The organism is Staphylococcus croceilyticus, assembly GCF_002902575.1.
Taxonomy (GTDB): Bacteria; Bacillota; Bacilli; order Staphylococcales; family Staphylococcaceae; genus Staphylococcus; species Staphylococcus croceilyticus.
The window spans coordinates 1-16553 of sequence record NZ_PPRD01000014.1 but is presented as its reverse complement, the minus strand read 5'-3'; the positions used below and the strand labels follow the sequence as shown (position 1 = coordinate 16553).

The following is a 16553-nucleotide window of genomic DNA, read 5'->3' as shown; positions in this document are numbered from 1 at the left end:
TTTTATTTTATATAAATAGTCATATAAACAAAAAGAGAGTGCTTTATCCACTATCGGATAAAGCACTCTTTCTTTCATATTTAGTTAATTTCCAAATTGTCTTTAATTTTCTTTTCGACTTCATTCATACTATTTTTATCAGGATAGAAATAGTATAATCCATCGTCGCCAACTTTGTTTTCACCATTGATTGTAAGTTTCTCAACATTATCTTGAGCTTTATCATAATCAGATCTGAATTTGTTTAGTTGAATAAAACTTAAATCAGTTCTTAAATTATCTTGAGCCGCTCTAAAAATACCATCTAATCTAGTAATAGAATTAATTGAGAATGCTTCTTTAGCAACTGCAGTGATAACTTGTTGTTGACGTAATTGACGACCTTCGTCGCCCCCAGCCCCATCTTCTTTACGACTACGCATGTAAGCTAAAGCTTGTTTACCATCCATGTGGTACTTTTGACCTTTGTCAAAGTGAAATGGAGTCATAGATTTAGTAGTAAAGGTAGCGTTACTAACTATATCAACACCGTTAAGTTCATCAATCACTGTTTTTACTCCATCCATATTTATGGCTATATAATGATCAACTGGTACATCCATTAATTTTTCTAATGAGTTAACCGCCATTTTAGGTCCGCCATAAGCATAAGCATGATTTAATTTTTCAGTTGAATTATGGCCAACTATCTCAGTTCTAGTGTCTCTAGGAACACTAACCATTACTGTTTTTTTGTCTTTAGGATTAATTGACATTAATACTATGGAATCACTACGTTGACCTAAGTTTTCTTGATGACGTTCTGAGTCATCATCAATTCCGTAAAGTACAACAGTCATTGGGTCTCCATCTTTTACAGATTTATGTCTTAGTTGAGAGTGATCTCTATTAAGAGGATGGTTGATAGAATTGTTCAATGAATGAAGTTTCGCAAATACAAATATTCCTGCAGCAACAATAAGAACTATTAATACAATTAGAATTGTTATAAAAATTTTGAAAGCCGTTGATTTTTTCTTCATTTATCATCACTCTTTTTTATAAACTTTTAATTATTTCAATTACACGAGATTGTTGTTCATCTGTCATATCTGATCCAGATGGTAAACATACTCCGTGATTAAATAAATATGCGCCATTATCTTTTTCTTCATATACGTAGTCATAAGATTCAAAGAATGGTTGAAGGTGCATTGGTTTCCACACTGGGCGGGCTTCAATATTATTCTTTTGTAAAGCTTCAATTAAATCTAAAGCTGTAAATCCAGTTTTAGTTTCATCAATAGTTAAAGCTGTTAACCAACGATTAGATTTTGAATTAGGTAATTCAGGTTGAAAATCGAAACCATCAATGCCTCCTAATTCTGTATTGTATTTATCGAATATTTCTCTACGACGAGCTATTCGTTTATCTAAAACTTCCATTTGCCCTCTACCAATGCCAGCTGAAATATTACTTAAGCGATAATTAAATCCTAATTCACTATGTTGATAGTGGATAGCTTTGTCTCTAGCTTGTGTAGCTAAGAAAAGAGCGTGAGCAATATGTTCTTCATCGTTAGAAATTAACATACCTCCACCACTTGTAGTAATGATTTTATTACCATTAAATGAGAAAATACCAAATTTACCAAAAGTGCCACTCTTTTGACCTTTATAGTCAGCACCTAAAGATTCTGCTGCATCTTCAACTAATGTCGAACCATATTGATCACAAATTTCTTTAATTTCATCCATTTTTGCAGATTGACCATATAAATTTACAGCAACTACTGCTTTAGGAGTAATGCCTTTTTCAACATATTGCTCAAATGCTTTACGTAATGCATTTGGTGACATATTCCAAGAATCCATTTCTGAGTCAATAAATACCGGCGTTGCGCCTTGATATATAATTGGATTAGCTGATGCACTAAAAGTTAATGAACTACAAAATACAACATCATCTTTTTGAACACCACTCTCAATTAAAGCTAAATGAATTGCAGAAGTACCACTTCCAACAGCTACCGCTGCTTTTACTCCCACATATTCTTTCATGCTATTCTCAAATTCTGTAACATTTTCACCTAGGGGTGCAATCCAGTTTTTATCGAATGCATCATGTATGTAATTTAATTCTGTACCACCCATATGTGGTCTAGATAAGAAAATTCTTTCTTCTTCCATTACTTTTTCACTCCTTAATTTTGGCTGGTGTTCCAATGACTGTTGATTCTGACTTAACGTTCTTGATTACTGTCGCGCCTGCACCTACAATACATTTTTCTCCAATTTCAACTAAAGGTAAGACTGCTGAATTAATAGCTATATGTGACTCATTACCTACTTTAACGCCTCCTGCTAAAGCAGCATTTGGAGATACATGAACATAATCACCAATCTGATTATCATGTTCAATAATCGATCCTGTATTAATGATTACATGCTTACCAATAGTTGTATCTGCATTAATAACTGCATTAGGCATTACTACTGTACCGCGTCCAATTTGAGCACTAGGACTTATAATGGCCGATGGATGTATTAAAGTAGCATATTGCTTAAGTGGAATATCTAATTCGTGAAATAGCTTATTACGAACTTGATTATTTCCAATTGCAATAACAAAGAAATATTCCTTGTTGTAATGCTCAATGGCATCTAGATTATCGAAAAATATGTCATTATCTGTGTAATATTCATCAATTGCATTATCTAAATAACCAGCAATATGATATTGTTGCTCCGCTTCAATTATATCTTTGATAACTTTTGAGTGTCCACCTTTGCCGATAAGAATAAGGGGCTTGCTCATGCTTCATTCCCCTTAAACTTTTCAGCAGTAACATGGTTAGGCGCATTAATATCTTTACGTTGTAAGATATTAATCACTGTTTTATAAATAATGTACATATCTAATTTAAACGATTGATTCTCGGCGTACCAAACATCTAATTTGAACTTTTCATCCCATGTAATAGCATTACGCCCGTTTACTTGAGCCCAACCAGTAATACCTGGTTTAACATTATGACGTTTTTTCTGTTCTTCATTATATAATGGAAGATACTCCATTAATAATGGTCTTGGACCTACTAAACTAATATCGCCTTTTAAAACATTGATTAGTTGAGGTAATTCATCGATACTTGATTTTCTAATAAAAGTACCAACAGGCGTCATACGTTGCTCATCAGGTAAAAGTTCGCCATTTTCGTCTCTTTCATCTGACATAGTACGAAATTTATAAATTTTAAATGGTTCTCCATATTGACCTGGACGCGTTTGTTTAAATAGGACTGGTTTACCTAATTTTTTTGCAATAACTGCTGCAGCTGTCAATGTAATTGGAGCAGAAATAATTAAACCAGTTGCACTAACGGCAATATCAAATAATCTTTTAATCAAATTTATTAGCTCCTTTTCAAAGCTATTTAAATAGGTAGCTTATTTTTATAAATAGTTTCTAAATGTTTCCAAACTATTTCATTTTTGAATTTTTCTTCAACTCTTTTTCTTCCATTTTTACCCATTTGAAGTTTAATTTCTGGATTATTAATTAAATATTCAACTTTATCGGCTATATCTTTACTTGCACCTATATCCACTAAAAATCCAGTTTCTTTATCTTCAATTGTATCTATTGCTCCAGTTGCCCGAGTAGTTATAACAGGAATTTCTACAGCTTGTGCTTCGAGACTAACATTAGCAAATCCTTCTCTATAAGTTGGAGAAACTAATACATCCATATGGTTAAAGTAGTTAACAGGTTGAGATACATGGCCAGCTAGTATAACATCCTTATTATCTAATAGATATTGATAATCTGTTGCGCTTATCGAATCATCTTTCTCTGGATCACCTAATAACAAAAGTTTAACCTTTACTTTTTTTTCTTGAAGTATTTTAAACATTTCAACTATTTCTTTAATTCCTTTATCTTTCACGATTCTGCCTACAAATCCAATTACAAAATGTCCTGAAAGTTCTTCTTGTAATGCATAAGGAATAGAATTAAATTTCTTATCAAACTTTTCAAGATTGACACCATTAGAACTTCCGTATCCTAATACTTTTATTTTACTTTTTTCAGCTAAGCCTAATTCCATAATCTTGGATTTAAGACTTTCAGAAACAGCAATTACATCCGTTGCACAGAACATTGCCAATTTTTCCATAGCATAAAGTATTTTGTACTTTAAACCAGTTACAGTTTCAAGCCTCAATCCACGCACTGTGTAAATACGAACTGGTCTACGTGTTATAAACGCAGCCAGTGTACCTACTAACCCTGCTTTAGGTGTCCCTGAATTAACAATATAAGGTTTTTCTTTTTTAAATAACTTAATCATATTAATTAATGATTTTAAATCATTTTTTAAAGAAATCTCTCTTTCCATGTTAACTACATGAGTAATATCAGAAGAATACATATTTTGTTCCGGTCCCTCTGAAGACACAACATGGACATCCAAGCCCTTATCTCTTAAATATTCAACTTGTCCCTTCATCAATGTAATACTCTTAGCAACCGTTACTAAATGAAATATTTTTTTATTAGCCATACAATCACCTTATCTATATAGAGAGGTTCTTATAATCTCCATAAACCTTTATTTCCGATTTCGTCATCTTCGATAATACCTTTAATATCAAGAACCATGCCATTATCTTTAACAAGATTTAAGTAGTCTTGTTTATTTTCTACATAGTCTTTATGAGCCACCGCAAAGATAATTGCATCAGCTTTAGGTAATTCTTCTTTATCTTCTAAATTAATATCATAGAATTTTTGGGCTTCTTCTTTGTCAGCTTCTACGTCATTAACATGAACATTTAAACCGTAATCTTTTAATTCTTCGATAATATGAATCACTTTTGTATTTCTTAAGTCTGGACAATTTTCTTTAAATGTTAATCCTAAAACGTTAACTGTAGCACCTTGCACTTCTAAGCCTTGTTTTAATAAACCTTTAACCACATTAGCAGCTATAAATTTAGACATATCATCGTTAATACGACGACCAGCTAAAATCACTTCGGGATGATGTCCAACTTCTTGAGCTTTATGTGTTAAATAGTATGGATCCACGCCAATGCAGTGACCACCTACTAAACCTGGTTTGAAGTTTAAGAAGTTCCATTTAGTACCTGAAGCGCGTAATACTTCATTAGTATCAATATCTAATTTATCGAAAATTAATGCTAATTCATTCATTAAAGCGATATTCACATCACGTTGTGTATTCTCAATTACTTTAGCTGCTTCTGCAACTTTAATTGATGATGCTTTGTGGACACCAGCAGTTACAACTGAACCATATATATCAGCAACTACTTCTAACACTTCTGGCGTTTGTCCTGAAACTACTTTAGTAATTGTTTCGAATGTATGAACTTTATCTCCTGGGTTAATTCTTTCTGGAGAATAACCAACGAAGAAATCTTTACCACATGTTAAACCAGATTCTCTTTCTAATACTGGTACACAATCTTCTTCAGTAGCACCTGGATAAACTGTTGATTCATAAACAACAATTGTATCTGAAGTTAATACTTTACCTACTGTTTCACTGGCTTTTAGTAATGGCGTTAAGTCTGGTTTATTATTTTTATCAATTGGCGTTGGTACTGCTACAATTATAAAATCAGCTTTTTTAAGATCCTCAGCATCTGCTGTGAATTTAATATTCGCTACTTTTAAATCTTCTGTTGTTACTTCATTTGTTCTATCATAACCATCTTTTAATTCTTTAATTCTATTTTCATTAATATCGAAACCAATTACTTCATGTTTCTTACCAAATGTTACTGCTACTGGTAAACCTACATATCCTAAACCTACGACTGCAATATTTCTGTTCATTTTCAATTTCTCCCCTTATTTCAAATTATTTATCATAAATCTTTTTTTACCACCGTTTGTTCGTTCAATGTTGTCTACAAAGTTATAATTAAATTGCGTTTTATTCCCAAATCTAGCTCTTAGTTGTTTTTCTAATTTTGCTTTTAATTTTTGTTTATCGCTATTATCTGAAACTACTAAATTAACTTCTATTAAATCTAATTCATTTTGAACAAATTGAGAGTCAATTATGCTATTTCCTAATTCTCTAATTGCAGTAGATAAGTAAACATTTGTGATGATTCCTCTTTCACTTGATTTTAAGAAATCATTATTTCTACCAATAATTCTTTTAATTTTAATATCTTTTTGTGTGTAATTTTCAGGCAATTCTTCAAATAATTCCACAGAATCACCAATTTTATATCTAAATAATGGCGTAGTAGTTGTATAGAAACCTGTGACTATTAATTCGTAAATTTTATCTTCTACTTTTTTAAGTTCAAAATAACCACTCATTGCGCCTATTTCATATTCGCCTTCTTTATTTTCTGTTATAAATGGTGAACCCTCTGATGAAGCATATTGATTTCTAACTGGACATTTAAATGCTTTTTCAATATCATTTCTCATCTCAGTAGTTAACGCTTCAGCGGTTGGAAATATAGCTATAGGCTTGAAATTTAATTCAATATTACGTTCTAAAATATATTTAGCGATTCGATGAATTACAGTAGGAAATCCATCTAATGTTTGTGGTTTAAATTCATTTAACTTTCGTACATAATATTTCAAGTTTTCTCCTTCTGCATGATAAGCAGAAATCATTAATTGGTTTAAAGGCTCATTAAATCGCCAAAAAATTTTTTCACTTTGATTTTGAGGTATAATTTTTCTTCCCCCAACACTAACTCTACGCATTCCTTTATATACACCATGTTGCTCTTTAAAATAATCTAAATATGCTATTTTTCTAGACATATCATATGGACTAGAATACACCTTTAAACTTTTACCTGTTGAACCACCAGTACCTAAAGTGATTAAATCTATTTTATCTTTTGTAAGAATTTCTTCAACATTAGTTCTTACATCTTCTTTTGTTAAAAGAGGATATTTTTCTAAGTTACTTAAATCTATTTCATCGTTAAATTCTGATAATTTTTCTTTATAATATTCGCTGTTATTTTTTATTAAACGATAAAATTCTCTCATTCTTTCTTCTTGTAATTCATAAGGTTTATCACAATTTCTTAATTTTTCTAACTCTTTATAGTAATGAGAAGTATAACGCTGTTTCTCAAATAACTTACCTTGTACAGAAACCATTATATTTTGCAAAGCAATTGGAGCATGTTCATAAATAAACTGAAGCATAAGCATTTCTCCTTATTTGTAATATTCTAAATACCAATCAATAAATTTATTCACGCCATCTTGAATAGAAGTTTGTGGTTTAAAATCAATGTTTTTAAATAAATCATCTACATTGGCATAAGTTTCTGGCACATCTCCTGGTTGTAGATCCATGTAATTTTTCTTAGCTGTTTTACCAAGTTTATTCTCAATAGCTTCCACAAATTCCATTAAACGAACTGGACTATTATTTCCGATGTTATAAATCTTGTATGGAGCATATGATGAACTTGGATCTGGGTCAGCTCCAGACCACTCTGGATTTGGTTGAGCTGGCTTTTGAATTAAACGGCTAATTGCTTCTACAATGTCATCTACATAAGTGAAATCACGCATCATATTTCCATGATTATAAACGTCAATAGTTTCATCGTTTACTACTGCTTTAGTAAACTTAAACAATGCCATATCTGGTCTGCCCCAAGGTCCATAAACTGTGAAGAATCTTAATCCTGTTGTTGGTAAATTATATAGATGGCTATATGTATGAGCCATTAATTCATTAGATTTTTTGGTAGCTGCATATAAACTTAGTGGGTGATCAATGTTATCTGAGGTTTTAAATGGTTTATTAGTATTTGCGCCATATACTGAGCTTGAAGAAGCATAAATTAAATGTTCAACTTTATGATGGCGACACCCTTCTAAGATGTTCATAAAGCCAACAATGTTTGAATCAATATAAGCTCGTGGATTTTCTAAACTATATCTTACGCCTGCTTGAGCAGCTAAATTTACTACTACTTCAGGTTTTTCATTCTCAAAAATTTCATTAACTTTATCGTAATCTTCTAAATCAATTTTATGGAATGTAAAATGATCTTCTCCGATAGATTTTAATCTATCTTCTTTTAATTGCACTGAATAATAATCGTTTATATTATCAATACCTACTATTTCATATCCTTGACTAATTAATTTCTTAGCTAATGTTGAACCTATAAAACCAGCTGCTCCAGTAATTAAAACTTTCATTATTTTTTACCCCCTATTAAGTCTTTAAAAGTTGCTAAGGCTTCTAACCTTTTTGATGTCACAATATTATTTTTATATTTTTTAACTTTTTCAATATTTCCATCTATATTTTCTTTTCTAATATCGATGCTATTAATGCAAGATTCAATTAATTTAACAAGTTGATTGACATTTTTTGATGGAAAAAGAAACTTACCTTGGACACTGTCTGGCAACCCTCCAATGTTAGAAGCTATAACTGTTATACCATTGCTAATAGCTTCAACAACTGACCTACCATGCCCTTCTGTTTTACTTGGTTGTAAATAAATATCTAAACTTTTGTACCAGTCATTCATTTTTTCTCTATTATTTATTACACCTTTATAATTTATATAATTATTTAAATTATAATTCTTAATTAAATTATTTACTTTATCGCTTAAACCTTGACCCACAAAATCTAAAGTTATATTGTACCCTTTATTACGCAAAATAGATAAAGCCTCAATCGCCAAATCATGACCTTTATAATTTACATAGGTTGAACCAACTAACCCCAATCTTATTTGATTATTATCAAAAATATATTTGCAATCTAAATTCTTCTCAAAATTGTCTGCTAAAACAACATTTGATACACTATTAAAATTCAATCCTTTGGTAGGATATTTATTTTGGAGATACTTTTCAGTTATATATATAGCTACATCTGAATTTTTAATTGCTTGTTTTTGAATAAATTCTCCTGGAAATGCTAATAGCTTACTCAATATATCACCATAATTCCAATATGCATCAAACATTGACCCAACTACTTCTACCAAATAAGGTTTATTCGCTTTTTTACATATTAAAGCCGCTAAAAATCCTAAAACACTTGGCAAGCGTATAATTACACCATCTGAGCTCAAAATCTCTCTAGTTAGTTGTTTATTAATAGATCTGCTATTTTTAATTAATGATTTAAAATTAGTATAATTTTTTACAGGCGAAAATGTAACAGAATCTCCACTTGAAAGATTATAATCGTGCGATTCTTTATCAATTTCTTTATATCTAGAAATAATTTTTAATTCATCAAAAACTTCCAAATATCTTTTCCAAATCGTATATGAAAAACCTGTAGAATAATATTTGTGTGTCTTCTTATCATAAAAAGCTGGAAAGTCATGAACAAAAAGTATTTGCATACTAACCTCTCCTATCTTTCTTTATACTATACATACATATTAAGTACTTAATAATAGCTTGACTAAAATTGATTATTACTACTGAAATGGCTGCTCCAACTAAACCAAAAGAATTTATAAGTAATATTGATGATATTATTGAAACAATTAAGTTGAATATTGAAGCTATTAATTGAAGTTTATATACTTTAAACGCCATTAATGTTGTATCAAAAATCCAACTTTGAAAATTAAATATTATCGATATTGCAATAATCAAAAATACAATGCTATATTTTTGATAAAAACTTCCGTAAATTATTCCAATAATTAAGTCTTTAAAGAAATACACAGGAATAATTACTATCAAACCTAATAATAAAGACATTAAGAAAACATCTTTATTAGTATATTTAATCAGTTTTTCATAGTCTTTTTTTAAAATAGCATTTTTAATTCTTACAATTATATTTTGTGATACAGCATTCATAAATAAATCTATAATAGTTAATAGGTAACTAATTGAAGCAAAAACCCCAACTAATTTTACGTCTAAAACCCTTTCAATCACGTATCTAGGTATTAAAATATTATAAGAATTAAGTAACTGTACAATGCCTAATGGTAACCCATCAATAAATAATGAATATAAAACTTTTTTATTTATAGTTTTATTAATCTCATTATCTATTAAATTAGCTACTTTACTTTCAAAAAAGACCAACCAGATTAACTGTGCAACTACTTGTATAACCAAACCTATTAAAACATTTTTAAATATAAACATTGCAATAGCAAATGGAATAATAATTATAAGAGATTTTCCTATTTGTAATAAGCTTATATATTTGAAATTTTGTTTTTTATGTAATATTGCATAATAAAGTTCTGATTGTAAGTCTAAAATTTTTGTCAATGCAACTAAAATCATATAACTAATATAATCAGGATGAACGATAAAGCCTACTAAAATTATAATTATTAAACTAAAAAGATTTAATAAATTACGCAATTTATGTAAACTTTTAAAACTCAAATCATCTTCAACTACGTATCTAAGTCTTAACCTCATATTCGCAAATAGCATAATAGGTGTTGTTAACGCAACTGCATAAGTATAACTACCTACTTGATCAGGAGAAGTTAATCTAACAGCTAAAATTAATATTAACCATTTAATAAAAGAAAAAATAGCATTTCCCAAAAACGTATAACTAAGATTTTTTAATCTATTCATTTATGAATCACAACTTTATTATTAATATAAAAAATCAGTAAAAACAATGGTAAAAAGAACGTTAAATCATTCAAAAGAATATTACCATTTTGGCCCATTACGAAACCTAGTCTTCCACTAAATAACGTAAAAACATATATTAATTCAAAACGTCTTACCCTGATAATTTCTCTAAGTAGAAATACAGCCAAAGCAATAAAAGCTATTCCTAATATAGGAGCAAAAATAAATCCTAAATATAAATTCGCTTGACCTATCATTGGGATAATCTGTGAAATATGATCATTTTGGTAAATTCTATAATTAAACAGTTTTACACTTGAAATTACATTTAAATTTTTCAAGATTAAGTTTGGTCCTATTGCTGACCTAAATATATCTGCTAATAACATTAATGGATTATGAGAAGGAGATGCTATATCTAAACTCATCGCAACATTGTAAACTCCTCCTAAATAAACTTGAATATTATCAGTTATATCTACTAATCTATTAGCTCCTCTAGTGACTGTTACTGACTCTCTATATTGAGTCATTCCACTAACCACTATTGGTAACAATAATATTAAAAATACATTTAAAGAAATACCTAATTTTTTATATAAATATACTAATACTATAAGATTGATAATAAAATTGAAGATAAAATCAGAGCGATTAGTTCCAAAAAATATTAATGCATTAATTATTGTAACAATAGATATAAGTGAAAATGATAATAATGTTTGAGTTGAATTGAATGTCTTGTATATCCATTTAACTAGCATAAAGTAAATTAGTAATCTAGAAATATTTAAAAATATTATTACGATTGAAGTTAAACTATCTACTTCTTCAATTGAAGTGTAACTACTATTCACTGTAAAAAATGAAAAGAAATTCAAAGAATCAGGTCTCAAAGCAACTAAAAAAACTGTGAAAATTATAAAAATAATATAAATTACGTTACTATTACTAAATTGTATCTCATTGCCAATTTTATTTCTTTTAGGAAACTTATTTTTATTAAAGAATATGCGATGAAAAATTAATATTGCTATATTATATGCTAAAAGTTCATAAGCCATTAAAAATATCGCTTTATTAAAAAGCTGAAAATCAAGTGGAAATGCTGATCTTCCTAAAAACCATTGAGATTTAACAACTAATAAACTCAAAATCACATATCTAAAAAAGCTTACTGTTATGTATACTCCTAAAAATAAACTCATTCCGTATTTTTTTATAACAATTCTTAAAAAAATCACATATAATAGCGCATAACTAATAGGAAGTATATATAAATTTTGATATCCAATTTCTAAACTATCTCTAATTAAGAACAAATAAACTCCGATTACAACTGAGATTATAGTGATTAAAGATGTTAATATTAAACTTAATATTTTTGATTTAAACATATTAATCTCCTATAGATTTTATTATTTTAGCAGGAACTCCACCTATTAATTGATTTTCTTCAACAAATGATTTATTGACTAAAGAATTGGCAGAGATTATATTACCTTTGCCTAACGAGACGCCCATAGTGATAGTAGAATTCCCAGCAATCCAACAACCTTCACCTATATTAATAGGGCTAACTGATGATTTAATGTTACTTACTTTATTATTCATTCTTTCATGTTTAGTGGTCGCTATGATTACATTAGGTGAAATTATTACATTGTTCTGTATTTCTAATCCTCCACTGCCATTTATCCACGTATTATGTGCAATATAAACATTATCGCCAATAATTATATTTCTGTGCATATTTATGATAACGCCACTAGCAATTTGTAAATTTTTTCCACTTTTTTTAAATAAAGGTGAAAATAATTTCCCTCTAATTTTATTCGTGCCTTTTGAATTTGGAAATATACTTAAACATAGATTCACGACATTGGGATAAATATGATATTTAATCATATTAAAAATTCTCATATTTCTCACCTCATTTATTACTATTTTTATTTATTATTAGCTATATCTATAATTTGTTGTGGAGTAAAATCTTCATTTAATTTTGTTACTATTTTATCCACTTCTTCTTTACTATGTTGTTTAACTCGCCCACGATAAATTTTTTCATAAACTTGTTCAGGATGAATTTCATCCTCGTTTAGCAACTCTTCATATAATTTCTCACCCGGACGAATTCCTGAAAATTTTATACCAATTTCATCTTCAGTTTTACCACTTAGTCTTATTAAATTTCGGGCTAAGTCTACAATCTTTACAGGTTCGCCCATATCTAAAACAAATACTTCCCCGCCTTCAGCTAACGCACCAGCTTGAAGTACCAATCTTGATGCTTCAGGTATTGTCATAAAGTATCTAGTCATATCGGGATGTGTTACAGTTACTGGGCCTCCCGCTGCAATTTGTTTTTTAAATAATGGAATTACTGATCCGCGAGAACCTAAAACATTACCGAATCTTACTGCTACAAAATCTGTTATGCTATTTTCTTCATTCAGACTTTGTACTACCATTTCAGCTACACGTTTAGAAGCTCCCATTACATTTGGTGGATTAACTGCTTTATCAGTCGAAACCATTACAAATTTTCTTACTTCAGCTTTTTTAGCAGCAAGAGCAGTATTTCTAGTACCTAAAACATTGTTTCTAAACGCTTCAATAGGATTATATTCCATCAGTGGTACATGTTTATGCGCTGCTGCATGATAAACTGCATATGGTCTATATGTATTCATAACTTCTTCCATACGCTTAGCATTTTGAACGTCAGCTATAATTGGAATGATTTCTATTTTATCCTTATATAAGTTGCTAAGTTCTTGATGAATAAGATATATACTATTTTCTCCATGTCCTAAAAGAATAATTTTCTCAGGCTGAAACTTACAAGCTTGTCTACAAATTTCCGAACCGATTGAACCCCCAGCTCCCGTGACTAAAACTGTTTTATGAGTTAACTCTTTAGAAATCATTGCCATATCTAATTCGACTGGGTCACGACCTAATAAATCTTCGACTTCCACTCTTCTAAGTTGATTTACTTCTAATTCGCCCGATAGTACTGATTCAATACTTGGCATCTTGAACAATTCAATTCCTGTACTATTACAAATATCATTTATTTCTTTCAAACGTTTTGAACTTAATGTAGGAATTGCAATAATAATTCTTTTTATTCTATATCTATTTACTAAATTAGGAATATCATTAATTGTTCCTTGTACTTTAACGCCTCCAGCAATAGTTAATTTACGCTTTTCAGGATCGTCATCAACAGCCAAAACTGGTTCTAAACCCATTTCAGGACTTCTCAACATTTGACGAATCAATAATGATCCTCCTCGGCCAGCCCCTACAATTAACGTGGGTTTTTTCTTTTCTTGTTTACCGACAACAAAACCACGAGCCACTCTCCATGAAATACGAGAGCCCCCGATTAAGATTAAATGCATCATCCAAGTTATTAAATATAGTCTAAAAAATGGTGGATGACCTGTAAAAATAGGTACCAAGATTATAGTTACTAAAATTGAACAAGTAACTGCTTCAACAATAAGCAACAGCTCATTAACGCTCGCATATTCCCAAGCACGATGATAAAGATTGAATATGTATGCAAAGACATGATGTGAAACTAATAGTATTATTGAAGTCAAAATCAAAATTTCATGTGAATAGCCTTTAAAATAAGGCTCTAAAATGTTGTAACAAATAAAAACTGAAAATGCTACGATAAGCGAATCAATAATAATTAATATTAAGAGTCGCCCTCTTGCACTTAATTTATCCACTTTGGTCCCCTCACTTAATTTTTACTCTATAATTAAAATAATCCGAATAATTTTTTACGCTTAAAGTCATCAGTAGGTTGTCGTTTTTTTAAATCTTTATTTTGTAAAATCACTTGAGCGTTCTCGATTAGTTCTTCGATTTCATTTTTATAATTTTTCAAACTTTTTTCTTCAAATAAACTTTTCATTATAAATGGTCTGTTTTTTACATCATGAGCATCAGAAGCTAAGAAATGAACCAAATCATTTTTTATCATTTCTAAACAAACTTTTTGAATTTTTTTACCGTGTTTACCTACTAAAGAAGCAGTCGTAAGTTGACTTAAAGCGCCACTATTAACTAATTCAAAAAGTTTATCTAAATTTGACACAATTTCTTTATTTCTTTCTGGATGTGCTATGACTGGAACATATCCTTTTGACTGCAACTCGAAAAATAATCTTCCGGTATAATGAGGAACATTTCCTGAAGGCAGCTCTATTAAAAGATACTTTGATTTATTAAGACCAATTATTTCACCAGAATTTAACTGTGGAAGAATTTGATCGCTTATTCTAATTTCCTGTCCTGGATGTATATTTATATTTAGTTCTCTAAATTCATCTAAATGAAGAATTTCTTCTAATTTAACTTGAACTTCATTATAATAGTTATCAAATTGAGGACTTAAATGATGAGGTGTTACTATTATATCCGTTATACCCTCTTCTTTAGCCTGCTTTAATAGTGAAATTGCATCTTCTTTACTTTTTGCTCCATCATCTACGCCAATAAGCAAATGATTATGAATATCAATCATTTGCTTCATCTCCATAATAATAGTAATAATTAGAAGATTTATCTGCCTGCGTTTTATTTAAAACTGCACCAATAATATGTCCGTCTGCTTTGTCAATCAATTGTTTAGCTTTTTTAACGTCATTTTTATTATTCTTTTCCGAGTCAATAACCATTACGCAATCTAGAACGTTTTGTAAGAAGACTTGAGCATCAGTAACTGAAACTACTGGTGGTGTATCAATTAATATAAAATCGTATATTTCAGTTAATTCATTAAATATTTTATTAAAACGTCTTGACGCTATTAACTCAGAAGGGTTTGGTGGTACAGGCCCCGATGTCAATAAGTCTAAATTTTCAACACGAGTACTTCTAATAGCTTTACTAAAATCAGATTTGCCAATTATTAAATTCGATAAACCATCATAATTTGAAGTTCCAAAATGATATTGTTGTGTCGGTTTACGCATATCTCCATCAATGATTAGCGTCTTATAACCAGCTTGAGCATAAGTGATTGCAATATTAGCTGAAACAATACTTTTCCCTGCTGCTGGTTTTTCAGATGTAACTATAATACTTTTAATTTCTTCATTTGCTCCTGAAAACATAATATTCGAGCGGATACCTCTAAATTTTTCACTTACAATTGATTTAGGTTTATCTTCAACGATTAAAGGTGTATTTAATTTTTTTCTTTTATCTTTAACTTTTTTAGCCATGTTTTAAACTCCCTATTTTAATTTTTGTATAGATCCTAAAACAGGAACATTTAATTCTCGTTCAACATCTTCTTCAGTTCTAATTCTTCTATCAAGTAATTCTTTTAATGCAACAATAATGCTTGCTAAAACTAAACCGATAATAAGTCCTAATAATAAGTTTATAAAAGGTTTTGGTGAAATTTTTTCTGCAGTACCGTTTGCTTTTGATAATATTGAAACATTATCTACATTCATAATATGAGGCATCTCGTCTTGAAACACATTTGCTACCTCATTTGCAATATTTTCAGATTCTTTTTTATTGTTAGCTGTAACGCTTAAATTTAAAATTTGAGAATTCGCCTCAGTTTTAACATTAACCATTTTAGCTAATTCTTCAGATGAATATTTATCATATTTTTTTGATACTTCCTCTAAAATACGAGGACTTTGAATAATTTCAGAATATGTATTAACTAATTGAATATTCCCTTGTACTTCTTGCACACCAACATTTTTACTTTCTTTTTTTTGGTTTACTAACACTTGTGTAGAAGACTGGTATTCAGGTTTCAATACAAAAAATGTGAATATTGCGCTTAATAAAAGAAAAACAATTGGCAATAAAATAAATAACCATAAATTTTTCTTTATTGTTTGTAATAACTTAGTAAAATCGACCGTATTTTCCATGTTTACCTCCAATG

At 29.6% G+C, this 16553-nt stretch carries 16 protein-coding genes; all 16 read right to left on the bottom strand.

Annotated features, from left to right (window positions below):
• Positions 1–80 precede the first annotated feature (80 nt).
• The 16 genes from CD128_RS03220 to CD128_RS03145 are packed head-to-tail and all read right to left on the bottom strand — an operon-like array spanning position 81 to position 16539.
• Entirely contained in the window at positions 81–1022 is a 942-nt protein-coding gene (locus CD128_RS03220) for an LCP family protein (RefSeq protein ID WP_103328643.1), read from the bottom strand.
• Between the two features lie 16 nt (positions 1023–1038).
• Positions 1039–2169 carry a DegT/DnrJ/EryC1/StrS family aminotransferase gene (locus CD128_RS03215; RefSeq protein WP_103328642.1) on the bottom strand — a complete coding sequence of 377 codons (1131 nt, stop codon included), beginning with the start codon at positions 2167–2169 and terminating at the stop codon, positions 1039–1041.
• Positions 2170–2176: 7 nt separating this feature from the next.
• Complete coding sequence (locus tag CD128_RS03210) at positions 2177–2797, bottom strand: acetyltransferase (RefSeq protein ID WP_103328641.1); 621 nt, start codon at positions 2795–2797, stop codon at positions 2177–2179.
• On the bottom strand, positions 2794–3390 hold the full coding sequence (locus CD128_RS03205) for a sugar transferase (protein ID WP_103328640.1): 597 nt from the start codon (positions 3388–3390) through the stop codon (positions 2794–2796). Before CD128_RS03205 ends, CD128_RS03210 begins: the two co-directional genes overlap by 4 nt.
• A 26-nt stretch (positions 3391–3416) precedes the next feature.
• On the bottom strand, positions 3417–4547 hold the full coding sequence (locus CD128_RS03200) for a glycosyltransferase family 4 protein (protein ID WP_103328639.1): 1131 nt from the start codon (positions 4545–4547) through the stop codon (positions 3417–3419).
• Between the two features lie 29 nt (positions 4548–4576).
• Positions 4577–5848, bottom strand: a complete 1272-nt coding sequence (locus tag CD128_RS03195) for a nucleotide sugar dehydrogenase (RefSeq protein ID WP_103328638.1) — start codon at positions 5846–5848, stop codon at positions 4577–4579.
• 15 nt (positions 5849–5863) lie between these two features.
• A complete protein-coding gene (locus tag CD128_RS03190) occupies positions 5864–7204 on the bottom strand; it encodes a phenylacetate--CoA ligase family protein (RefSeq protein WP_103328637.1) in 1341 nt (446 codons plus the stop codon).
• Positions 7205–7216: 12 nt separating this feature from the next.
• The gene (locus tag CD128_RS03185; RefSeq protein WP_103328636.1) at positions 7217–8218 is read right to left on the bottom strand and encodes an NAD-dependent epimerase; all 1002 of its coding nucleotides are present in this window, start codon (positions 8216–8218) and stop codon (positions 7217–7219) included.
• Positions 8218–9390, bottom strand: coding sequence for a glycosyltransferase (locus CD128_RS03180; RefSeq protein WP_103328635.1), 1173 nt, complete (start codon positions 9388–9390; stop codon positions 8218–8220). Before CD128_RS03180 ends, CD128_RS03185 begins: the two co-directional genes overlap by 1 nt.
• A gap of 1 nt (position 9391) precedes the next feature.
• Positions 9392–10606 carry an oligosaccharide flippase family protein gene (locus CD128_RS03175; RefSeq protein WP_103328634.1) on the bottom strand — a complete coding sequence of 405 codons (1215 nt, stop codon included), beginning with the start codon at positions 10604–10606 and terminating at the stop codon, positions 9392–9394.
• Positions 10603–12006, bottom strand: coding sequence for an O-antigen polymerase (locus CD128_RS03170; RefSeq protein ID WP_103328633.1), 1404 nt, complete (start codon positions 12004–12006; stop codon positions 10603–10605). Before CD128_RS03170 ends, CD128_RS03175 begins: the two co-directional genes overlap by 4 nt.
• Position 12007: 1 nt before the next feature.
• Entirely contained in the window at positions 12008–12532 is a 525-nt protein-coding gene (locus tag CD128_RS03165; RefSeq protein ID WP_103328632.1) for an acyltransferase, read from the bottom strand.
• Positions 12533–12558: 26 nt separating this feature from the next.
• Positions 12559–14361 (bottom strand): polysaccharide biosynthesis protein, encoded by a 1803-nt coding sequence (locus tag CD128_RS03160; protein WP_103328631.1) that lies wholly within the window; start codon positions 14359–14361, stop codon positions 12559–12561.
• A 32-nt stretch (positions 14362–14393) separates the two neighbouring features.
• The gene (locus CD128_RS03155) at positions 14394–15161 is read right to left on the bottom strand and encodes a tyrosine-protein phosphatase (RefSeq protein WP_103328630.1); all 768 of its coding nucleotides are present in this window, start codon (positions 15159–15161) and stop codon (positions 14394–14396) included.
• Complete coding sequence (locus CD128_RS03150; RefSeq protein WP_103328629.1) at positions 15154–15864, bottom strand: polysaccharide biosynthesis tyrosine autokinase; 711 nt, start codon at positions 15862–15864, stop codon at positions 15154–15156. The genes CD128_RS03155 and CD128_RS03150 overlap by 8 nt, the downstream gene beginning before the upstream one ends.
• Positions 15865–15876: 12 nt before the next feature.
• Positions 15877–16539, bottom strand: a complete 663-nt coding sequence (locus CD128_RS03145; protein WP_103328628.1) for a Wzz/FepE/Etk N-terminal domain-containing protein — start codon at positions 16537–16539, stop codon at positions 15877–15879.
• Positions 16540–16553: the final 14 nt, after the last annotated feature.